General features: G+C 53.9%; 20 protein-coding genes. 2 read left to right on the top strand and 18 right to left on the bottom strand.

Annotated features, from left to right (window positions below):
- Positions 1-33: 33 nt before the first annotated feature.
- From QWY27_RS04795 to glyQ, 5 genes are read right to left on the bottom strand one after another with little or no spacing between them, the layout of a single operon-like run.
- On the bottom strand, positions 34-873 hold the full coding sequence (locus tag QWY27_RS04795; protein WP_435433447.1) for a M48 family metallopeptidase: 840 nt from the start codon (positions 871-873) through the stop codon (positions 34-36).
- Positions 870-1,616, bottom strand: a complete 747-nt coding sequence (locus QWY27_RS04790; protein ID WP_290195247.1) for a lysophospholipid acyltransferase family protein — start codon at positions 1,614-1,616, stop codon at positions 870-872. The genes QWY27_RS04795 and QWY27_RS04790 overlap by 4 nt, the downstream gene beginning before the upstream one ends.
- On the bottom strand, positions 1,606-2,148 hold the full coding sequence (gmhB, locus tag QWY27_RS04785) for a D-glycero-beta-D-manno-heptose 1,7-bisphosphate 7-phosphatase (RefSeq protein WP_290195246.1): 543 nt from the start codon (positions 2,146-2,148) through the stop codon (positions 1,606-1,608). The genes QWY27_RS04790 and gmhB overlap by 11 nt, the downstream gene beginning before the upstream one ends.
- Positions 2,145-4,277, bottom strand: a complete 2,133-nt coding sequence (gene glyS, locus QWY27_RS04780; RefSeq protein WP_290195243.1) for a glycine--tRNA ligase subunit beta — start codon at positions 4,275-4,277, stop codon at positions 2,145-2,147. Before glyS ends, gmhB begins: the two co-directional genes overlap by 4 nt.
- Positions 4,274-5,176, bottom strand: a complete 903-nt coding sequence (gene glyQ / locus QWY27_RS04775; RefSeq protein WP_290195241.1) for a glycine--tRNA ligase subunit alpha — start codon at positions 5,174-5,176, stop codon at positions 4,274-4,276. The genes glyS and glyQ overlap by 4 nt, the downstream gene beginning before the upstream one ends.
- Before the next feature lie 168 nt (positions 5,177-5,344).
- Here glyQ and QWY27_RS04770 point away from each other — a divergent pair, with 168 nt between their 5' ends.
- Complete coding sequence (locus tag QWY27_RS04770) at positions 5,345-6,112, top strand: crotonase/enoyl-CoA hydratase family protein (RefSeq protein ID WP_290195239.1); 768 nt, start codon at positions 5,345-5,347, stop codon at positions 6,110-6,112.
- A gap of 74 nt (positions 6,113-6,186) precedes the next feature.
- Positions 6,187-7,710 carry a fumarate hydratase gene (locus QWY27_RS04765; RefSeq protein ID WP_290195237.1) on the top strand — a complete coding sequence of 508 codons (1,524 nt, stop codon included), beginning with the start codon at positions 6,187-6,189 and terminating at the stop codon, positions 7,708-7,710.
- A 21-nt stretch (positions 7,711-7,731) separates the two neighbouring features.
- Here QWY27_RS04765 and QWY27_RS04760 read toward each other — a convergent pair whose 3' ends face one another.
- From QWY27_RS04760 to QWY27_RS04700, 13 genes are all read right to left on the bottom strand, one after another.
- Positions 7,732-9,387, bottom strand: coding sequence for an AMP-binding protein (locus QWY27_RS04760; protein ID WP_290195235.1), 1,656 nt, complete (start codon positions 9,385-9,387; stop codon positions 7,732-7,734).
- 1 nt (position 9,388) lies between these two features.
- Positions 9,389-10,105: an ABC transporter ATP-binding protein gene (locus tag QWY27_RS04755; protein WP_290195233.1), complete on the bottom strand. Its 717-nt coding sequence runs from the start codon at positions 10,103-10,105 to the stop codon at positions 9,389-9,391.
- Complete coding sequence (locus QWY27_RS04750; RefSeq protein WP_290195231.1) at positions 10,102-10,902, bottom strand: ABC transporter ATP-binding protein; 801 nt, start codon at positions 10,900-10,902, stop codon at positions 10,102-10,104. The genes QWY27_RS04755 and QWY27_RS04750 overlap by 4 nt, the downstream gene beginning before the upstream one ends.
- Positions 10,899-11,783 carry a branched-chain amino acid ABC transporter permease gene (locus QWY27_RS04745; protein ID WP_290195228.1) on the bottom strand — a complete coding sequence of 295 codons (885 nt, stop codon included), beginning with the start codon at positions 11,781-11,783 and terminating at the stop codon, positions 10,899-10,901. The genes QWY27_RS04750 and QWY27_RS04745 overlap by 4 nt, the downstream gene beginning before the upstream one ends.
- 13 nt (positions 11,784-11,796) lie before the next feature.
- Positions 11,797-12,669: a branched-chain amino acid ABC transporter permease gene (locus QWY27_RS04740; protein ID WP_290195227.1), complete on the bottom strand. Its 873-nt coding sequence runs from the start codon at positions 12,667-12,669 to the stop codon at positions 11,797-11,799.
- A 71-nt stretch (positions 12,670-12,740) separates the two neighbouring features.
- Positions 12,741-13,859 carry an ABC transporter substrate-binding protein gene (locus tag QWY27_RS04735; protein ID WP_290195225.1) on the bottom strand — a complete coding sequence of 373 codons (1,119 nt, stop codon included), beginning with the start codon at positions 13,857-13,859 and terminating at the stop codon, positions 12,741-12,743.
- Positions 13,860-13,930: 71 nt separating this feature from the next.
- Positions 13,931-15,154 (bottom strand): CaiB/BaiF CoA transferase family protein, encoded by a 1,224-nt coding sequence (locus tag QWY27_RS04730; RefSeq protein ID WP_290195223.1) that lies wholly within the window; start codon positions 15,152-15,154, stop codon positions 13,931-13,933.
- Complete coding sequence (locus tag QWY27_RS04725; protein WP_290195222.1) at positions 15,151-16,005, bottom strand: MaoC/PaaZ C-terminal domain-containing protein; 855 nt, start codon at positions 16,003-16,005, stop codon at positions 15,151-15,153. The genes QWY27_RS04730 and QWY27_RS04725 overlap by 4 nt, the downstream gene beginning before the upstream one ends.
- Positions 16,006-16,007: 2 nt before the next feature.
- Complete coding sequence (locus tag QWY27_RS04720; RefSeq protein ID WP_290195220.1) at positions 16,008-16,922, bottom strand: SDR family NAD(P)-dependent oxidoreductase; 915 nt, start codon at positions 16,920-16,922, stop codon at positions 16,008-16,010.
- A gap of 53 nt (positions 16,923-16,975) precedes the next feature.
- A complete protein-coding gene (locus tag QWY27_RS04715; RefSeq protein WP_290195218.1) occupies positions 16,976-17,977 on the bottom strand; it encodes a Bug family tripartite tricarboxylate transporter substrate binding protein in 1,002 nt (333 codons plus the stop codon).
- Positions 17,978-17,995: 18 nt separating this feature from the next.
- The gene (locus tag QWY27_RS04710; RefSeq protein WP_290195216.1) at positions 17,996-18,970 is read right to left on the bottom strand and encodes a tripartite tricarboxylate transporter substrate binding protein; all 975 of its coding nucleotides are present in this window, start codon (positions 18,968-18,970) and stop codon (positions 17,996-17,998) included.
- A 110-nt stretch (positions 18,971-19,080) separates the two neighbouring features.
- Positions 19,081-19,794: a 3-oxoacid CoA-transferase subunit B gene (locus QWY27_RS04705; protein ID WP_290195214.1), complete on the bottom strand. Its 714-nt coding sequence runs from the start codon at positions 19,792-19,794 to the stop codon at positions 19,081-19,083.
- Positions 19,791-20,462 carry a 3-oxoacid CoA-transferase subunit A gene (locus tag QWY27_RS04700; protein WP_290195212.1) on the bottom strand — a complete coding sequence of 224 codons (672 nt, stop codon included), beginning with the start codon at positions 20,460-20,462 and terminating at the stop codon, positions 19,791-19,793. The genes QWY27_RS04705 and QWY27_RS04700 overlap by 4 nt, the downstream gene beginning before the upstream one ends.
- Positions 20,463-20,495 lie beyond the last annotated feature (33 nt).

Below are 20,495 nucleotides of genomic sequence, written 5' to 3'. Positions count from 1 at the left end.
AGGTCAATGATAACAACAGCTCGAACCGCGAGATTAGAGGTCGGGGACATGATCGGGCGTGTGCTGTTTGAGTAATTTCTTTGCTTGTTGATAATCAGGATACAGTTGCTGAACTTCAGACCAGAAATCCTGGCTATGATTCATTTCGCGTAAATGGGCGAGTTCATGCGCGATGACGTAATCGATGACCATCGGTGAGAAATGGATCAGTCGCCAGTTCAACATGATATTGCCATCGCTCGTGCAAGATCCCCAGCGTGTGGCAGCAGATGACAAGCGCCAGCGCGTGATGGTCAGGCCTGTTTTATCCAGAAAGTGCTGCAGACGTTGACCAAACCAAATTTTTGCGCGGGACTGGAGCCAAGACTGGGCCATGTCTCGGATGCGGTGCGTATCGGCATCGTTGGGTAAGGGAAGCCACAAGCGTTGGCCGTGTTGTGGTGCCTCTGGATTGCCTTCAAAATAAGCCACCGCGCGAGCGTTTTGCTGGTTGGGCGTTCCTGTTTGCAAAATGATTTTGCAACCCATGTAGGGCAACTCTCCACCGGGTTGCCAGCGTGTGTGGGACATGGCCAAACGCTCTTTGCGAGCTTGCCAGTCCTGCAATTTGGCCAGAATCCATGGCATTTTTTCAATGACGGCTTCATCAATCTGAGTCAATGTCACCCAGTTTGGCGCTGTCACACGCAAGCCTTCATCCTGGATCACAAAGCCAATGCTTCGGCGGCGTGAACGCAGCAGGGTAAAGCCGACTGCTTGATCGCCGTGCCTGACAACTCTCCATTTGGCGCCGAGCGGCATGGTTTCAGGCGCAATCGTCCAGCCCGGTTTCGGGGTATCTGCATCTGACAGCAAAAGCTCAAGCTGACTCATGGGTGGTGAGGATAGCGCTCGGGATTGAGGCGTTGCATCTCGGCTTCGATCCATTCTTGGACGCGTTCATTCAGCGCTTCGGGTGTCAGCCCCACTGAATCGATAGCAGGACCAATGGAAACAGTAATACAGCCTGGTTTTTTGATAAAGGCTTGACGCGGCCAACATTCACCTGCGTTGAGTGCGATGGGAATCACGGGCGCACCAGTGCGTGTGGCTAGTAAGGCGCCGCCCATTTTGAAGCGTCCGGTTTTTCCGGGCGCGATGCGGGTGCCTTCGGGAAACAGAATCGGCCAGCGGCCTTCATCGAGTCGTTCCTGTCCGACTTTTACGACTTGTTCGAAGGCGTCGCGACCTTTGCTGCGGTCGATCGGGATCATGGCAAGCAAGGCCAGACCCCAGCCAAAAAAAGGCACGCGATGGAGCTCGCGCTTGTAGACGAAACAGACTTCGCGCGGAAGATAAGCGGGTAGAAATAAAGTTTCCCAGGCGGACTGATGTTTGGAGAGCACGATGGCAGGACCCGTTGGGAGGTTTTCCCAGCCTTTGATTTTCCATCGAACGCCGCAGATCACGCGAGCGCCCCAGATGGCGAGACGGGGCCAACCCATAGTCAGTTTGTAGCGCCAGTGCAGAGGCAGCGGTGACCACACCATGCAGGCAAAAGCATAGGGAATGACGGTCACCACTAACAGAGTGGTGTAGAGCGTGGCCCGAGCAATGAGTAGAATTTTATTCAGCATGGGCGAGTATTTTTTCCACTGCTTCGGCGAGATCTTGAACGATCTGCGTCCCTGAGGGAAGATTACCTTGTGCAAGAGTTTTGGGCCCATTGCCGGTTTGCACCAGCCAGGGGCGACAGCCCGCACTCGCACCGGCTTGAATATCTCTTAGAGAATCGCCGACTGTCGGGACATCCTGAAGTTCGACGTCATAGCGTTTGGCGATGTCCTGAAAGAGGCCCGGTGATGGTTTACGGCAGACACAGCCGTCCTCGGGTCCATGGGGGCAAACAAATATCGCATCGACCGCACCATTGAGTTTTGCCAGTTCCCTTCTCAATTTCATATGGATTGCGGTGAGTGCTGAAATATCAAAGAGGCCACGTGCCAAGCCGGATTGGTTTGAAGCGATGGCAACGGTCCAGCCAGCTTGATGCAACCGCGCGATCGCTTGGAGACTGCCAGGGATCGGATGCCATTCATCAGGACTTTTGATGTAGTCCGGACTGTCTTGGTTAATGACACCATCTCGATCTAGGATGATCAGCTTCATGCGGCAAGTCTGGAAATGTCGGCCACTTGGTTCATCAGCCGATGCAGTTGTGCGAGGAGCGCCAAACGATTTTGACGCACGGCTGGGTCATCAGCCATGACCATGATGTCATTAAAAAATGTATCTACGGCAGTACGTGTTTGAGCCAATGTTGCGAGCGCAGCTTTGTAATCGCCAGAATCGAATTGCTGTTGCGCGACAGGTTGCACTTGCGTGATGCTTTGAGCAAGGGCTTGTTCGGCTGCCTCGGTGAGTAGTATCGGGTTGACCGCGGGTAAACTGCCCTCTGCTTTCTTGAGCAAATTGCCAATGCGTTTGTTGGCTGCGGCAAGACTTGCTGCATCAGGACTTTGCGCAAAGGCCTCCACGGCCATCACACGCGCTGGTATCTGATGGAGTGATGTGTTCAGTGCAAGGACGGCTTCCACAGCGTGACGATCGTGCTGCGCAATGAGTTGATTGCGGAGTCGTTCGAGAATGAATGCGTGTACGTCTTGAACAGTGTCTGTCTGTAAGGTGCCCGGTGCAAAGGTGTCGGCGCTTGCTTGCAGAAGACCCTGCAGGGTGAGAGGGCCGTCTTGTTGAATGAGCAAGACCCCGCCGGCTGTTAATTGTTCGAACGCACTAATCAGTCCAAGTGCCGCGCGACGTAAGCCAAAGGGATCGCGCTCTCCGGTTGGAGCAAGCCCAATCCCCCAAATGCCGACCAGTGTTTCCGAACGCTCTGCCATGAACAGAACGATCGCAGTCAGGTCATCGGGTTTGACGGGTGTCTCGATCCTGATGCGATATTGGCCCGCAAGCGCTTGCACGACGCCTGGCGCTTCATTGTCACCGCGCGCATAGTAGGCGCCCATGATGCCTTGCAGCTCCGGAAACTCACCCACCATATTGGTGTTGAGGTCTGCTTTGGCAAGTAACGCCGCGCGTTCGCACTCTGCGACCTGTGCGCCGAGCGCGCGGGCAAGCCAGGCTGCGATCTTTTGAACCCGGGTTGACCGTTCAAGCTGGGTCCCTAGCTTGTTGTGATAGACGATTGCGCTGAGTTGTTCGATACGGTCGGCAAGAGGTGTTTTGCGATCTGTTTCGAAAAAGAACTCGGCATCAGCCAGACGTGGCCGAATGACCCGCTCATTGCCCTCGATGATGGCAACGGGCTTGTCAGTCGGCATATTGCTGACAATGAGAAACTGATTGGTGAGTTTCCCGGTTGCAGGGTCAAAGAGAGGGAAGTATTTCTGATTCAAACGCATGGTCAAAATCAGACATTCCTGAGGAACGGCTAGGAACCGTTCTTCGAATTTTCCGACATAGACAACAGGTGCTTCGACCAGGGCAGTGACCTCATCAAGCAATGCGGGGACTTCTGCGTCATGACCTAGCGAGGCGCCAAGCTTGCTTGCTTGTGCATCGAGCAAGTCTTGAATCCGCGCGCGTCTTTTCTCAAAAGACGCCATCACATGTCCCGTCTCAGCTAGCTGAGTTTCATAATTGTCAGCGCTGGATATCGTCAAGGCGCCGGGATGCAAAAAGCGGTGGCCGTGGGTGACTCGACCTGCTGTTAAACCTAGAATTTGTGCCGGAATCACAACGTCGCCAAATAATGTGACCAACCCATGGGCGGGTCGGACAAATTTGACCGAGGTTTGACCGTCGGCAAGTTGATATTTCATGACCTTGGGAATGGGCAAGCCGGCTAGGGCCGTTTCAATCGCGGCCTGCAAGATGTCAACGAGCTTGGCGCCGGGGGCTGTGCCGCTCGCGACAAGGTAGTCTTGTTTGCCGTCGGATTCTCGGCCAAGCTGACTGATGTCCATTTGCTCCCAGCCCTTGGCTGCGAGTTTTTTAAGCAAGGCGGGGGTTGCGGCACCTGAGGCATCTAAACCGACTTTAACAGGCATCAGTTTTTCGGAAAAAGCTTGATCGGGCGCCACATCGAGAATCTGGGTCAGGCGCACCGCCAGTCGACGCGGGGTCGCGAACGGCACGATCTGGTTATCTGCCGCGACAAGGCCGTGTTGAGCCAGCGCGGCGCACAAGCCCTCTGCAAAAGCCTGTCCGAGTTTGGGAAGTGCTTTGGGCGGGAGCTCTTCGGTAAAGAGCTCGACGAGCAAAGGGCGCGTGATCATGACTGTGCCCCGTTGGTTGAGTGCAGCATTGGAAAACCTAGTTTTTCGCGGGATTCGTAATAGGCCTGCGCGACGGCCCGAGATAGGTTGCGGATACGTCCAATGTAGGCGGCCCGTTCGGTGACGCTAATCGCGCCGCGCGCATCCAGCATATTGAAGGTATGGGCGGCTTTGAGGGTCGCTTCGTAAGCGGGCAAGGCGAGCGGAACTTCCATCAGGCGCTTTGCAAGGGTCTCGTAATCGCTGAAGTGGCGGAACAGCGTCTGCGCATCGGAGTGTTCGAAGTTGTAGGTGGACTGTTCGACTTCATTTTGATGAAAGACATCGCGGTAAAACACTCGTCCATTCGGGCCCTCTGTCCAGATGAGATCGTAGACGCTCTCAACGCCTTGCAAGTACATCGCCAGGCGTTCGAGTCCATATGTAATCTCACCGGTCGTCGGGGTGCAGTCCAGGCCGCCAACCTGCTGAAAATAGGTGAACTGAGTGACTTCCATGCCGTTGAGCCAGACTTCCCAGCCCAGACCCCAGGCTCCCAAAGTCGGATTTTCCCAATCATCTTCAACAAAGCGAATGTCGTGCTCGGTTGGGCGAATACCCAGTGCCTCAAGGGAGCCGATGTAGAGGTCCAGAATATTTGGAGGTGCGGGTTTCAGCACCACCTGGTACTGGTAGTAGTGCTGCAGGCGGTTAGGATTTTCACCGTAACGCCCGTCTTTGGGGCGCCTCGAGGGTTGCACGTACGCAGCCCGCCAGGGTTCGGGACCGATTGCCCGTAAAAAGGTGGCGGTGTGGGAGGTGCCGGCGCCAACCTCCATATCGTAGGGCTGGAGCAGGGCGCAACCTTGTTGATCCCAATACTCCTGCAGGCGCAGGATAATTTGCTGAAACGTGATCATGAAAATTTGTACGCATGAAAGGCGAAATAAGGGTTCATTTTAGCTTGGGGGCGAGATGTGTGCGCTCTGAAGAGGGGGGGCTGGAGACTGTTTGGCCATGAATCGCCTATGATTTGAAAAATACAGCCACTTTTATTGAATTTTCTGCCTTTTTCCTAAGGAGTACTCATGTCAAGTCTGGTCAGTGTGGATTTCACCGAAGGTATCCTGATCATCACGATCAATCGCCCTGAGGCGCGAAACGCCATCAGTTTCGACACGGCCCAGCAGCTTTCCGCGGCGTTCGATGAAATGGATGCCAGAGAGGACGTGAGAATTGGCATTTTGACCGGAGCGGGCGGCACATTTAGCTCGGGCATGGATCTCAAGGATTTCGCCAAGACGCGCAAGCGTTCGGCGGTCGAAGGCAAGGGGTTCGGCGGACTGAATGAAGCGCCTCCACAAAAGCCTTTGATTGCCGCCGTCGAGGGCTATGCCGTCGCGGGTGGTTTCGAGATGGTGTTGGCCTGTGATTTGATTGTGGCGGCCAACAACGCGAATTTTGGTTTGCCTGAGGTCAAGCGTGGACTTGTGGCGGGTGCGGGCGGTCTGGTGCGTTTACCGCGCCAAATTCCTTACCATATTGCAATGGAAGTTCTGCTCACTGGCGACATGTTGTCGGCACAACGCGCCCATCAGTTTGGACTCGTGAATGTGATGGCAGATCCTGGTCAGGCCTTGTCTGAAGCGATCGGTTTGGCTCGCCGAATCTGCGAAAATGGACCTTTGGCAATCCAGACAGTCAAACGTGTGGTGAATAAAGGACTGGATTTTCCAGCCGCCGACATGTTTGATTTGCAGCGTCCGTTGATCGAGCACATTTTTATGTCTGAAGACGCGAAAGAGGGCGCGACGGCATTTGCTGAGAAACGCAAGCCTGTCTGGAAGGGCAAGTAAGCGCGAAGTAATCGCGTTAAATGACAACAATTGATTCAAGACACTAAACGTTTTAAACATAGATAGGTATCTCCATGTCCATCACCATTCAAGAAGAAGATTTCGTCAATTCGATCGCCGATGCGATCCAGTTCATCAGCTATTACCATCCTGCGGATTACATCAAGCATCTGGCACGTGCGTATGAGCGCGAAGAAAGCCCGGCTGCCAAGGATGCGATTGCTCAGATCCTGACCAACTCGCGCATGAGCGCCGAAGGACGTCGACCGATTTGTCAGGATACCGGCATCGTCAATGTGTTTCTGAAAATCGGTATGGATGTGCGCTTCAACTCCAAAAAGAGTATTCAGGAGCTGTGTGACGAAGGTGTGCGTCGCGGCTATCTCAACCCTGACAATCCGCTGCGCGCCTCGGTGCTGGACGATCCAATTTTCTTGCGCAAAAACACTAAGGACAATACGCCCTGTATCGTCAACGTTGAGCTGGTTCAGGGCAACACCGTTGACGTTCAGGTGGCTGCAAAGGGCGGTGGTTCGGAAAATAAATCCAAGCTTGCGATGCTCAATCCCAATGATTCGATTGTCGACTGGGTATTGAAAACCGTACCAACAATGGGTGCCGGCTGGTGTCCGCCAGGGATGCTCGGAATTGGCGTGGGTGGCACAGCAGAAAAAGCGGTGCTGATGGCTAAGCACTCCCTGATGCAAGATCTGGATATGTATGAGCTGCTTGAGCGCGGGCCAAGCAACAAACTTGAAGAGTTGCGCATAGAGATTTATCAAAAGGTGAATGCGCTCGGAATCGGTGCGCAGGGCCTCGGTGGTTTGACGACCGTGCTCGATGTGAAAATCGAGACTTTCGCCACGCACGCTGCATCGTTCCCGGTTGCCATGATTCCAAATTGCGCCGCGACACGTCATGCGCACTTTGTGCTGGATGGCTCGGGTCCCGCTCATTTGCATCGGCCTTCTTTGTCAGACTGGCCCGATGTGCATTGGGCACCGGACTACAAGTCATCCAAGCAAGTTGATCTGAATAAGCTGACACGCGAAGAAGTTGCGAGCTGGAAGCCCGGTCAGACCTTGTTGCTGAATGGAAAAATGCTGACGGGTCGTGATGCGGCACACAAGCGCATTCAGGACATGCTGGCCAAAGGCGAGCCTCTCCCAGTGGATTTCCACGGCAAGATGATTTACTACGTCGGTCCCGTTGACCCCGTGGGCGACGAGGTGGTCGGACCGGCCGGCCCCACGACGTCCACGCGCATGGATAAGTTCACCGACATGATGCTGGAGAAAACAGGCTTGTTCGCCATGATCGGCAAGGCCGAGCGCGGTCCAGCTACGATCGACTCGATTCGCAAACACAAGTCGGCGTATCTGATGGCAGTGGGGGGAGCGGCCTACTTGGTGTCCAAGGCGATACGCGGCGCAAAGGTGATTGGCTTTGAGGATCTGGGCATGGAAGCCATCTACGAATTCGATGTCGTGGATATGCCTGTCACGGTTGCGGTGGACTCCAATGGCACGTCGGTCCATACTACCGGGCCCAAGGAGTGGTCGGCTAAGATTGCCGGGATTCCGGTTGTAGCAGGCTAATAGACTGGCGTACAGAGAGGCTCAGCGCGACGCGCCGAGTCTTTCTTGTGCCATCTCGCGTAATTTGACGCGCTGGAACTTGTCGCCATTCGCACTCGCTGTGGCGGGAAATGCGTCGATGAACCATAGATGTACCGGGACTTTGAAGGCTGCAAGTTGGCTCGAAAGCCTTGAGAGGATGCGAGCAGGCTCCGTTGTGACGGCCGTTTCATCTATATCTCGCGCTGTTGAAGCAATCACAAACGCAACGGGCCTGAGTTGTCCCTCTATCTCCACGCCAACGACTTGCGCGCTTTTAATTTCGGGCTGTTCTGCTAAAACCTGCTCAATTTCAGTCGGGTCGACCAAAAAGCCACCCAAACGCATGGTGTCACCCATTCTTGACTGATAGACAAAGCTGCCATCTGTCCTGACATACCCCAAATCACCTGTTTTAAAAAATCCATCCTCAGTAAAGACCTGTCGAGTTGCCTCTGGATTGTTGAAATAGCCTTTGAATAAAGTTGGCGAATGGATTTCAAGCTCGCCCGAGACGCCTGACGCACAGAGATCCCCCGAATCGGGGTCGCGTGCGCGCACGCTTGCGAGCGCCCCTGCTGCGGGACGTCCGCCACCGAGAGCCCGTTCTTCAATCGGGAGGTCGGGGTCTTGCAAAGAGAAGAGCGCTAGCACCTCACTCGAGCCATACAGCCCGCGCATTGGAATACCGCGAGGAATAAGAGTTTTAGCTAGGTCGATGAAACGCGGACTGAAGGCTGCAAAGCCGAATGTTTTAAGTGAGGGGAACGGCACGGGGTCGGCTTGTTCAATCAAGCGTCGCAACATTTCATCGCTGCCAAATACGTGCGTGATCTGTGTATGTTGAATCAATGCAGCCGCAGCGCGTCCCTCAAAGAAATCCATTAGGACAACCGGCATGCCTGCGGCAATGGCGGCGAGCGCACTGTTTAAACCAAAGACACCACAAAGCGGCAGAGCCGCAAGCAGTTTGTCACCGGACGCACCGAATGCATAACCAGACGCCACATGACGCGCATGTTCACTGAGCGTGCGTTGCGTGTGCATGACAAGCTTGGGACCTTTAGTAGTCCCGGAGGTCGTAAAGAACGCGATGTTTTGATCTGCGAGCGCAGGCGTTTCAACACGCTCTCGCTTGGCGGTTAAAGGAACGTCTGCATTTGACTGGTCAGGCTGCGTTCGGTGCGATCCGTAGGCGATCACAGGGCGATTCAGCAGGCGTGCGGGCGTTGTGTCATTCGCATCCAGCATGATGACTCGGCGCAGGTGTAAAAGGGCGTCTGGATCAACTCCTTCAACAACAGCTGCAAAGTCGATTTTCTTGAAATTGAGTTGCAAAATAAGCGTGGTCGCTTGAGAGTTGGTCAAGATATATTGCAACTCATGCGCACGGTATTTTGTGTTGACGGCGACAAGTGTCGCGCCGATTCTGGCAAGCGCAAAAAGCAGAACAAGCCATTCAACACGGTTGACCAGCCACACTGCGACATGATCACCCGGTTCAATTCCCTTTTCCCTGAGCCAGGCGCTTGTTGCCTGAACCTCTTGCTCAAACTGTCGATAGGTCGTCGTAAGACCTTCCTGAAGGAGCATGACGGCGTTTGGGTTGCGCTCTAGATGCTTCTGATAGATCGAATAAAGCGTACCCGAATGCGACATATCAATACAATTCCATCAGTTCAGTGTTGTTGCTGAATGCCTCTGGCGAGCCTTCACGAATGATTTGACCCGATTTCATGACGATGACACGATCTGAAATTTTCAGTGCTTCGCGGACATTTTGCTCAACAATCAGAATCGACATTTTGCGTTCTTGCTGCAGGGCGCGGATCGGACCAGCCAGATCTTGAAACAGTTTAGGTGCCAAGCCGATTGAAGGTTCGTCGAGTAACAAGCAGCGAGGCTGGCTTAACAGCGCGCGCCCAAGCGACACCATCTGCTGCTGACCACCCGAGAGGGTGCCGGCTCGTTGCGTATAAAAACGTTTGATCATGGGTAATACATTCATCACCCATTCGAGACGAGCGGTTTGTTCACCGGCGGGAATATTATTCGCCCAGAAGCCAAGCTTCATGATTTCGGCCACAGTCAGACCCGGAAAAATGCCGCGACCTTCAGGGACAAGTGCGATCCCCGCGGCGCTGAGTTCCCGGGGATCCGGTTTGTTGATTGCTTTGCCTTCAAGCGTCAGTGAGCCATGCTCGAGTGGCACGAGTCCAAACAAAGCTTTCAGCAGCGTGGATTTACCTGCGCCATTGTGACCAATCAGACACAAGACTTCGTTGTATTGAAGACTAACGCTGAAGTCTTCGAGAACAGGACGTCCGCCGTAGCCGACGCGCAGATTGTGTGCTTCGAGAAACGGGCCTTGGCTCATGAGCGGTCTCCAAAATAAATCGCCGCCAAATGCGGGTCTTTCAAGATGTCTTGCGAGCTGCCTTGCGCCAGCAACTTGCCTTGATCCAGAAAGGCCACACGGTCTGAGAGTTTGATCACGATGTCAAGATTGTGTTCGATGATGCAGATGGTGATGCCGCGTTTGGCGTAGTCGCGCAAGAGCGTGACAAATCGTTCGAAAGAGCGCGGGTCGAGCCCGGAAGCCGGTTCATCAAGCAACCACAACTTGGCTTCGCTTGCCATGATCCTCGCGAGACTGAGAAATTTACGCTCAGCATAAGCAAGGTCCACAGCACGCTCTTGACGTTTATCGCTAAGCTGGGTCTCTTCGAGAATCTCCGTCACGCGTTGTTCGGCGGCTGCTTGGCCGCCTTGCCAGAGCCAACTGCTGCGCTCCATCACGGTCATGATGTTTTCTTCGACCGTCATTTGATTAAAGAGCCGCAAGTCTTGAAACGTGCGCGCAATACCCATGCGCGCGATGCGCCAGGGCTCGATGCCCTTTAACGGTTTGCCAAGCCAGTGAACAGTACCGCTTGTGGGCACCAAGTGTCCAGTGATGAGGTTAAAGAGTGTTGTCTTGCCCGCGCCATTCGGACCGACTAGCGTCGTGATGACACCGGCGGGCAAATCCATCGTGACATCAGAGATGGCCTGCAGTCCGCCAAAGTTCTTATTCAACGCACGAATTTCAAGAAGGATTTCCTGGCCGGGTGCGTCAGTCATTTTTTCTTTCGCCGAGGCGTCCGAGAGAGGTGTTGCCGTCGCGTGCATCATGCTGCTTTCCCCTTGGTTCGACCGCCAACCAGACCACCCGGTCTATACATCATGAGCAAGACCATTGCCAGGCCGTAAATGATTTGCTGAATGGTGCCGAGTTCCGAAGGCGGTAGAAAGGGAAGGTAGGTCAATGCTGCGGGTAAAGACATCAGCAAAGCCGCACCTACAATCGGACCGAACAAGGTGCCTGTTCCTCCAATAATCACCATGGCCATCAACAGAATCGACATCTCCAGCATGAAGCTCTCAGGGTTGATAAAGCTCATATAAAAAGCATAGAGAGAGCCCGCGACGCCGGCGAGACCGGCAGACACCGCAACGGATAGAGTCTTGACTGCATTCACGTATTTGCCATAGGTTTGCGCAGCCGACTCGCTGTCTCGAATTGCCATCAGGCTGCGTCCAAAGCTTCCCCGGACCAAGAGTGCCGTGATGCCGAGGACGAGCAGCAAAATGACAAAGGCAAGAGCGAGAAAAGCAGTGTCATTATTGAAGACATAGCCAAACAAATTCGGACGAGGAATCCCAATCATGCCACCGAGTCCGCCCGTGACCGATTTCCATTCGGAAAAAATGGTGACACCGATCACTTGCAAACCAAGCGAGGCGGCAACGAAATACTCGCCTCTGACGCGCAGTGCCGGGAGTGCGAGCGCCATGGACAGCACTGCGGAAATCGTTGCTGAAGCCAGCAGGCAAAGCAACAGTGAATCGCTATAGTTCAGCGCAAGGTAGGCCGTCGCATAAGCGCCCACTCCAAAGAAGATTGCGTGCGCGAGGGAGAAAATTCCCGCATACCCCATGATGAAGTTCAAGGTCAGAGCGAGGATGCCGTTGATGCAAAAAAGGACCGCGATGTTTTGTAGATAGGCAATCATGAGGTGTCCTTCCTTAAGTAACCGTAGCTCGACCGTACACGCCACCGGGACGGAACAGGATGAACAGGAATAAAATCACGAACGTGACGGCTTCGCTCCATTGGGGATCGATAAAGGCGAGACAAAGATTCTCTGCCAGTCCGAGCAGCAGTCCCGCGACAGCGGCGCCCCTCAAACTACCGACTCCTCCGACAATGGTCGCGGCAATACTGATGAGCATGATGTGATGCCCCATCGCCGGGTTCAGTCCTGACGTGGCTGCCGTCAAGATCGCCGCGGGCACAACAAGAATGGAACCAATCAGAAAGACATATTGAGAAAGGCGTCGGGGGGTAAGACCGTAGACTTCGATCAGTGCGGGATTTTCACCCAGCGCACGCAGTGCGATACCAAGATTGGTCCGGGTCAGGAGCCATTGCAGCAAAGCGAAAGAGACGATTGCGCAGACAAACACCACACCCGCAATCGGCGCGATGAAGAGCCCTGGAACCAGCTCTATACTTTTGCTCAAGGGTGTGCTGACAGTCACCATGCCTCGCCCAAAGACGATCGAGATCACGTTTTGGACAACGATGGCTGCGCCAAACGAGGCGACGAAAACGGTAAAGAAAGAACCTTCATGGCGCTGGATGACTGCATAGACCCAGCGATCCAGGAGGATGCCGAACAAACCTGCTGCGGCGGCTGAGGCAAGCGCGGCGAGTGGCCAGGCCCAGCCGAGCACAGCGTAGCATTCATAAAAAACAAAGCCCGCGATCGTAAAGGTTGCGCCATGCGCGGCGTGAAAAATTCGGGTCATGCCGAAAATCAGCGAGAACCCCGCCGCAATCAGTGCATACAGTGCACCGGTTTGCAGCCCATTGGCGAGCAGTTGGGCAAACAGCATGGATCAGTTTCCTGGTAAGACAAAAAGGACGCGTGGGCGGATATCCCCCACGCGTTGACTGACTCGAGTCTTTATTTGCTCGTTGTGATCAGTTTGCTTGTGCCGTCACCTACGATTTCATTGATCTGGATCGGTGACTTGACGGTGCCATCATCAGCAAAGGAGACGGTTGCGCCCACGAACTGAAAGTTTTTGGTGGCTTTGCGCTGTGCAAGCAGATTTTCGCCTGTCACAGGCTTACCAGCTTTTTCAAGCGCGGCAGCCAACTCGGCAAAGGTCAACACGGCGTTGTAGTAATTGAGCACATACATGTTTGGCTCTTTGCCGTATTTCTTTTTATAGTCTTCTTCGACGCGCTTGGTCAGAGGATCATTTTTATCAAGCGAGACTTGCTGACTGGTGTAGACGAGACCTTTGGCTTCTGGAAGCTTCAGGATCGAGGGTAAAGACATGGCCGAATAGCTTGCCAGAGGTTGGCTAACGCCATTGTCACGCAGTTGCTTGACCAGTTGAACCTGCTGGTTGCCATAGGTTGCGATGTAAACGGCATCGGGTTTTGTGTCACGAATGCGGGCGGCAACACCAGAAAACTGTTGCGCGGTGGTTGGGATAGAAAAAGATCCGACCACTTCGCCGCCAGCTGCTTTGACTTCCTTGGTCAGGTCCTTCAACACAGCTTGACCGAGTGGATCGTCAACATATACGAGTGCAATCCGCTTGTAACCTTTTTCCTTGACCAGGTATGGCACCATCGCGGTGACTTCAAAGTTGGCCAGTGGAATGGTGTTCCAGAAGTAGTCGCCGAGCATGGCGAGGTCAGGACCGACGCCGCCACCATTGACCATGACGGTCTTGGTGCGCGCACCAATTGGAGCCATCGCCTTGGACACGCCTGTAAACGCTGACAAGACAAAAGGCACCTTGTTCACGTTGATCAGCTTGTTGGCTGCAATGACACCCTGAGCCGGCAGTGCCTGACTGTCCTCATATACGGCCGTGAGTTTTCCGGACAATTTTTTGTCGGCGTTGATGTGCTCGACAGCAAGGTCAACGGCTGAGCTAAAAACCTGACCGTACTCGGCGTTGGCTCCACTCAGGGGAAAGGCGGCTCCAATGACATAGTCTTTGGCAAGCGCGGGGGTGGCAAGTGCTGCGTGCAATAACGTTAAACCAACAAGTAGTTTTTTCATTCTTTTTGTCTCCGAGTTTATAAATAAACTAAATTGAATCGTGCGTTGTAGTTACTCATGCAGAGGTGTGTTTAGGGTGCACGCCCCAGCAATTCTTTTAGAATTTCATCGGTGTGCTGCCCTAAAAGAGGGGCTGCGCGTTTGTATTGAACGGGTGTTGCCGAAAAAATCATGGGGCTCGCTGTGGTCGGCGATGTACCGCCCGTGGGATGTGGAATGTTTTTCCAGATCTCACGCGCCTTGACTTGCGGATGATCAAACACTTGGTCAATTGTTTGGATGGGACCGCAAGGCACGCCGACGGCTTCGAGTTTGGCGATCCATTCATCGCGCTTTCCGGTCTCCATGATTTTCTCAAGGACAGGGATCAACTCGCTGCGATGAAGAATGCGCTGGCGATTGGTGACGAATCGCGGGTCTGTCGCATACTCCGGTATCCCGATCGCACCGCAAAAGGAGCGGTACTGGGAGTCGTTACCGACTGCAACAATCATGAAACCGTCAGAAGTTTTAAAGACCTGATAGGGGACGACGTTCTGATGGGCATTTCCTGCGCGTCCCGGCGCGACGCCTGACGTCATGTAATTCAGGTTCTGGTTCGCAAGCATTGAGATATGGCAGTCCAGCAACGCAATATCCAGGTGCTGTCCCAAGCCGCTGCGATTGCGCTCTTGCAGTGCAGCCAAGATTGCAACAGAGGCGTACATGCCTGTAATAATGTCTGTGACGGCGACACCGGCTTTTTGTGGTCCGCCGCCCGGCAAATCATCACGCTCCCCAGTAATGCTCATCAGGCCACCCATGCCCTGAATCATAAAGTCATAGCCAGGACGCTCGGCATAAGGTCCGGTCTGGCCAAAGCCCGTGATGGAGCAATAAATGAGCTGTGGAAACTCATCTTTCATGCTTTCGTAATCGAGGCCGTACTGTTTGAGGCCACCAACCTTGAAATTTTCAACCAGAATGTCGCAGTGCTTGGCAAGCTCTTTGACGAGCTTGATGCCCTCGGGGCTTGCCAAGTCGATTTCAATGGAGCGTTTGTTTCGATTCGTGCTGAGGTAATAGGCTGCTTCAGTCGTATCCTGACCGTTCTGGTCTTTAAGAAACGGCGGTCCCCATGCCCGCGTGTCATCACCAAGCTTTGGACGTTCGACCTTGATGACATCGGCTCCCAGATCGGCGAGATTTTGTGTGCACCATGGACCCGCCAATACTCGGGACAAGTCCAAGACTCGAATACCCTCGAGCGGAGCACGGCGCTGAGGGGTGTTCTGCTGTTTCACATCAGTGGTCATGCTTTGATTCCTGCGAAGCCATGGCTTAAAACGACTACATCGCGTTCGGCGACTTTCGCCCGAAAGCGTACAGCATCCTTGCCATCGCGCCAAATCTCGCAGACCAAGGTTTCGCCGGGAAAAACGGGAGATGAAAATCGGGTATGCAAGGCTGTGAGCTTTGAGGCATCGTTGTCGCAAGCTGCTTGAACGATCGCGCGCGCTGCCACCCCATATGTGCACAGGCCATGCAGGATGGGGCGCGGATAGCCCGCGCGTTCGGCAACCGCGGGATCTGCGTGCAACGGATTGTTGTCCGCGCACAAACGGTAAATCAACGCCGCTTGAGGCAAGGTGGGCAGTGAGCAGGTCATGTCGGGCACACGATCCGGGGTTGCTTCCAAGGGTGGCGGGCTGTCATCTGAATGGCTTAAGCCACCGTCACCCCGACAAAACGTAGTTTGTCCAAGTGTGACCAGATGATTACCCGCGCCATCGTGCAGGGTGCGTTCCGAGAGTACGAGCGCACCCTTGTCCGCACCTTTGTCGATGACATGCGTGATGCGTGTGCGACCAATGATGCGCCCGGCAGGGGGCAAAGGCTTATGAATAGTCAGGCGTTGCTCGCCATGCACCAGTTTGACCCAGTTAATGCCAGCCTTTGGATCTTTCATCCAGAATCCAGGATAGCCGAGAACTACTGCCATCGTAGGAAAAGCCTGCATGTTCTGTTCGTACACATACTTCAAATGATGCGGATTAGTAGGTTCTTGACCAAAGCCAATGCCCAAGGCGTACAAAATACTATCGTTTTCTGTATAGGTGCGATCGACTTCCGGGAACACCCAGTTTTTAATCAGCTGATAGTCCATGATTAGATGGGATCCCAGTCAATGGCATCAGGAGATCGTTCCAGCGCCATAAAGTGATGACGCATGGCGGGTGCTGCGATTTCAGCGATCGCTTCCGGCGTCCAGCCAGTGCTCATGTGAACGGAACGGATGGGGCGAGGCTGGCTAAATAACATGATTTCATTGGCGCGCACGCCGAAAATCTGACCCGTCACATCTTTAGCCTGTTCGCTGGCAAGATAAACAGCCATCGGGGCGATTTTGTGCGCTTCCATTTTCTGGAGTTTGGTGACGCGTGCCTTTTCCTCATCAGTATTAGCGGGAATCGAACTGGTCATACGGCTCCAGGCGAATGGCGCGATACAGTTTGAGCGAACATTGAAGCGCTGCATGTCGAGCGCAATTGACTTGGAGAGCGCGGCGATACCGAGTTTGGCGGCAGAGTAATTGGCCTGCCCAAGGTTGCCGATCAGACCGGATGTCGAAGTCATGTGCACGAAAGCGCCTGATTCTTGTTCACGATAATAGTTGGCGGCTGCACGGCTGACAAAGAACGTACCGTTGAGGTGGACATCAATGACCTGCCTCCATTCTTCCTCGCTCATCTTGTGAAAGAGACGATCGCGCAAGTTGCCCGCATTGTTGACAACGATGTCGATACGGCCAAACTTCTGAACAGCTGTTTCGATTATGTTGTGGGCGCTATCACGGGCGGCGACGCTGTCCGTGTTAGGGACGGCTTGTCCGCCAGCCTTGATGATTTCGTCGGCGACTTGTTGTGCTGGCCCTGCACCGGAACCCTCTCCAGCCAGGCTGGCGCCGATATCGTTGACAACAACCTTGGCACCGGCAGCAGCCATGGCCAACGCGATCCCACGTCCGATGCCACCACCCGCACCGGTGACGACTGCGACTTTACCTTCCAACATTCCAATCATAAAGCACTCCAATAATTGATTTCTAAATTTTTAAAATAGTCGCTTGATTTTTTTTAGTTGGGATAGATATTGCCCTTTGTGATGACGTCTTCCCACATTTTGTACTCGCTATCGATGCGAGCGCTCAAGGCCTTGGCATCACCCTTGTCGAGGGAATAGCCACCAGCTTCCACGGCTTTGATGAACTCGGGATTTTTCTTGACGGCATCGACTGCAGCAGTCAGTTTGGCCACGATAGGCTGGGGGATGTTCTTAGGGCCAATGACAGCAAACCAACCCAGGACTTCGTAGTCGGCAATGCCGGCCTCGATCATGGTTGGAATGTTGGGCATGCTTGGGTTGCGCTCTTTAGAGGTGACCGCGAGTCCGCGTGCTTTTCCACTATCGATAAAGGCCTTGCCGGTGCTTGTGATGTCAAACATGAACGTCACCTTGCCACCAATCACATCCACCATGGCGGGTGCATTGCCCTTGTAGGGGACATGCAGCATTTCGGTTTTGGTGGACTGTTTGAGAAGCTCGGCTGATAAATGATTGGAGCCTCCGAATCCGGCGGAACCAAAACTGACTTTTTGGGGATTCTTGCGTGCGTAGTCCACCAACTCACCAACAGTTTTGGCCGGAATTTGCGGGCCGATCAGCAACACGTTCGCATAGTTCACAATGGGACTGATGAGCGTAAAGTCAGTACGCGGGTTAAAGAGCTTGCTGCGCTGGACAATCGGCGAGATAGTCAGGCTCGGGCTCGCGACAAAGTTCAGCGTGTAGCCATCCGGAGTCGCTTTGGCAGTTGAGTCCGCGCCAATCATTCCGCTGGCGCCCGCTTTGTTTTCAACCACAACGGTTTGCTTGAGTTCGTCGCCTAGAAAGCGCGAGAAGATGCGTGCGGTGGTATCGACTGGGCCGCCGGGTGAGTAGCCGACGATTAGTTTAATCGGACGATCAGGCCAATTGGCTTGAGCAAGCGCTGATGTGGTGGCACCAAAGGTGAGCGTTAACCCACATGCGATTTGTAAGGCCTGGGTAATAGCTGATTTGAATAATTTGTGAGTCATAGTCGTTCCATTTCAAAATTAGTTTATTTTTGCACCAGAGTCTTTCACTGCTTTGTTCCACTTAACGAGTTCAACTTCAATATGTTTGCCAAATTCGGCGGGTGTTGATCCAACCATCTCGTATCCATTTGCATTGAGTTGTTCTTTGATTTTCGGATCGGCGGCGACTTCGGCAAAGGCTTTGCTCAAATTGTCGACAATCGCTGCAGGTGTTCCGGCAGGAGCCAAAATACCGTACCACACATTCACTTCAAAGCCTGGCAAGGTTTCCGCGACTGTTGGGACGTTTGGCAAAATCGACGCGCGCTGAGCGCCTGTGACAGCGATCGCCTTGAGCTTGCCGGTTTTGACCTGCTGGTAAGAAGTTGAAATACTGTCAAACATGAAATTGACTTCATTGCCGAGCATGGCGATGACAGCAGGACCACTACCCTTGTAGGGGATGTGTGTCATCTTGGTGCCAGTCTGAGATTTGAACAACTCCACAGCCAAGTGACTGGTGTTGCCGTTGCCCGCTGAGGCATAGGAAAGTTTGTCAGGGTTCTTCTTAGCGTACTCGATCAGTTCTGTGATCGTATTCGCAGGCGTCGCCAAGGGGGCGGCAACCAGTAAAGGCAGTGTGGCCACAAGAGATACCGGGGCGAAATCCTTGCGGGTATTGTAGGGAAGCGAGGGGTATAGGGCATCGTTGATCGCGTGGGCAGTCAACACCATTAGAATGGTGTTGCCATCAGGTTTGGCGCGAGCCAAAGCTTGGGTCGCAATCGTTCCGCCAGCGCCCGCTTTGTAATCGAGCACAACGGTACGACCGAGTTTCTTTTGCAACTCGGGCAGCATGGGGCGCGCAAGCATGTCGGCGCTGCCGCCGGGAGGGTAAGGAATAATCAGTGTGAGTGGTTGACTCGAGGAGCTCTGGGACAATGCCAGACTGTGTGCGACGAGGGTCACCGCGCCTAAAGCCAGACGCAGGCCAATTGAAAAACTTTTCTTCATGTGTTGTCTCCTGGTTGACTGAACCCAAATGGGACCCAGTGCAAATGAGCGTGTGCCCGCCCTTGATGTGTAGTTATTGTGAACCATACTCCATTGCGCGCTATTGATGACTACCCGTAGTACGGGTTGCCTTGTGCGTCGCGGCGAATTGTCGAAAGCTTGGCCGACGCTTTCAGCGGAGCACCTGTTTTTTTCTGCAAGGCATCCATTGAGAGCCCTTCCACGATTGCACGCACTTCGAAACCACCAGGCGTGACATCGATAATTGCCAAGTCAGTGTAGATCTGATCGACCACGCCCGCTCCGGTCAGCGGATAGGTGCACTGTTTCATCAGCTTGGGTGATTGATCTTTGAGTACATGTTCCATCATGACGATGACATTGCGCGCACCGATCGCGAGGTCCATTGCGCCGCCGATTGCTGCGATCGCATCGGGCCCTGAGGTGATCCAGTTCGCCAAATCGCCGTTCTCCGCCACTTGAAAACCACCCAGTACAGAGTAATCGAGGTGACCACCACGCATCATCGCGAAAGAGATCGTGTGCTCAGTGATGGACGCACCATCCAGTAGGGTGACGGGCGTCCGGCTGGCGTTGATCAGATCGGTGTCGATCTCGTCTCCAACTGCTGCGCGCCCCATCCCTAAAATTCCGTTTTCGCTATGAAGCAGTATTTCGCGGTCTTTTGGTAAAAAATCAGCGACCTGTGTGGGCATGCCAATGCCAAGATTGACGACCGAGCCATCGGGAAAGTCATGGGCGACAAGATAGGAAATTTCGGCGCGCGAAAGCGGTTTGAATGTATTGGCTGCGGCTGTGCTCATTGCTCGCCTCCGATTGAGACAACTGATTGAACAAAAATTCCGGGGGTCATGACGTGTTCCGGGGCCAGTTCACCAAGCGGCACAACGCGGTTGACTTGGGCGATGGTGTGTTTGGCTGCCATACACATGACCGGTCCAAAGTTGCGGGCGGCCCAGCGGTAGGTCAAATTGCCCCAACGATCGCCAAGATCGGCGCGCACAAGCGCGAAATCCGCTGAAAGAGGCTGCTCGAGTATGTAACCCTTGCCATCGATTACGCGTTGTTCTTTACCTTCGGCGATGAGTGTGCCGTAACCCGTTGGGGTGAAAAAGGGTCCGAGTCCTGCGCCCGCGGCACGTAAACGCTCTGCAAGAGTGCCTTGCGGCATGCACTCGAGCTCGACCTGGCCTGCTCTGTATGCGTTGGCAAACACATCCGAATTGGCTGGGCGGGGGTGCGAGCAAACGATCTTGCGTACGCGGCCGGCCTTGATCAGTCCTGCGATGCCAGTCTCGTGTGTGCCTGCATTGTTACTGATGATGGTGAGTTCGCGCAGTCCTTTATCGAGGACAGCTTTCATGAGTTCAAAAGGAATGCCCGCATCCCCAAAACCGCTCACCATGATGGCTGCGCCATCTTGAATAGGATCGATGGCTTCTTGCAGGGACGCTTTTATTTTATTGAGCATGCTGTCTCCATGTCAGGCATTTGGTTGAAAAGA

The organism is Zwartia vadi, assembly GCF_030410375.1.
Taxonomy (GTDB): domain Bacteria; phylum Pseudomonadota; class Gammaproteobacteria; order Burkholderiales; family Burkholderiaceae_B; genus Zwartia; species Zwartia vadi.
The sequence above is the reverse complement of the archived record's forward strand: the minus strand, read 5'-3'. Positions and strand labels throughout refer to the sequence as shown.

Coding starts and splice junctions, on each gene's coding strand:
- QWY27_RS04730 (WP_290195223.1), bottom strand. CDS start 15,154: ATGACCACTGATGTGAAACAGCAGAACACCCCTCAGCGCCGTGCTCCG.
- glyS (WP_290195243.1), bottom strand. CDS start 4,277: ATGATCACGCGCCCTTTGCTCGTCGAGCTCTTTACCGAAGAGCTCCCG.
- QWY27_RS04755 (WP_290195233.1), bottom strand. CDS start 10,105: ATGAGCCAAGGCCCGTTTCTCGAAGCACACAATCTGCGCGTCGGCTAC.
- QWY27_RS04725 (WP_290195222.1), bottom strand. CDS start 16,005: ATGGACTATCAGCTGATTAAAAACTGGGTGTTCCCGGAAGTCGATCGC.
- gmhB (WP_290195246.1), bottom strand. CDS start 2,148: ATGAAGCTGATCATCCTAGATCGAGATGGTGTCATTAACCAAGACAGT.
- QWY27_RS04710 (WP_290195216.1), bottom strand. CDS start 18,970: ATGAAGAAAAGTTTTTCAATTGGCCTGCGTCTGGCTTTAGGCGCGGTG.
- QWY27_RS04715 (WP_290195218.1), bottom strand. CDS start 17,977: ATGACTCACAAATTATTCAAATCAGCTATTACCCAGGCCTTACAAATC.
- QWY27_RS04760 (WP_290195235.1), bottom strand. CDS start 9,387: ATGTCGCATTCGGGTACGCTTTATTCGATCTATCAGAAGCATCTAGAG.
- glyQ (WP_290195241.1), bottom strand. CDS start 5,176: ATGATCACGTTTCAGCAAATTATCCTGCGCCTGCAGGAGTATTGGGAT.
- QWY27_RS04720 (WP_290195220.1), bottom strand. CDS start 16,922: ATGATTGGAATGTTGGAAGGTAAAGTCGCAGTCGTCACCGGTGCGGGT.
- QWY27_RS04790 (WP_290195247.1), bottom strand. CDS start 1,616: ATGCTGAATAAAATTCTACTCATTGCTCGGGCCACGCTCTACACCACT.
- QWY27_RS04745 (WP_290195228.1), bottom strand. CDS start 11,783: ATGATTGCCTATCTACAAAACATCGCGGTCCTTTTTTGCATCAACGGC.
- QWY27_RS04700 (WP_290195212.1), bottom strand. CDS start 20,462: ATGCTCAATAAAATAAAAGCGTCCCTGCAAGAAGCCATCGATCCTATT.
- QWY27_RS04750 (WP_290195231.1), bottom strand. CDS start 10,902: ATGATGCACGCGACGGCAACACCTCTCTCGGACGCCTCGGCGAAAGAA.
- QWY27_RS04705 (WP_290195214.1), bottom strand. CDS start 19,794: ATGAGCACAGCCGCAGCCAATACATTCAAACCGCTTTCGCGCGCCGAA.
- QWY27_RS04735 (WP_290195225.1), bottom strand. CDS start 13,859: ATGAAAAAACTACTTGTTGGTTTAACGTTATTGCACGCAGCACTTGCC.
- QWY27_RS04740 (WP_290195227.1), bottom strand. CDS start 12,669: ATGCTGTTTGCCCAACTGCTCGCCAATGGGCTGCAAACCGGTGCACTG.
- QWY27_RS04795 (WP_435433447.1), bottom strand. CDS start 873: ATGAGTCAGCTTGAGCTTTTGCTGTCAGATGCAGATACCCCGAAACCG.
- QWY27_RS04765 (WP_290195237.1), top strand. CDS start 6,187: ATGTCCATCACCATTCAAGAAGAAGATTTCGTCAATTCGATCGCCGAT.
- QWY27_RS04770 (WP_290195239.1), top strand. CDS start 5,345: ATGTCAAGTCTGGTCAGTGTGGATTTCACCGAAGGTATCCTGATCATC.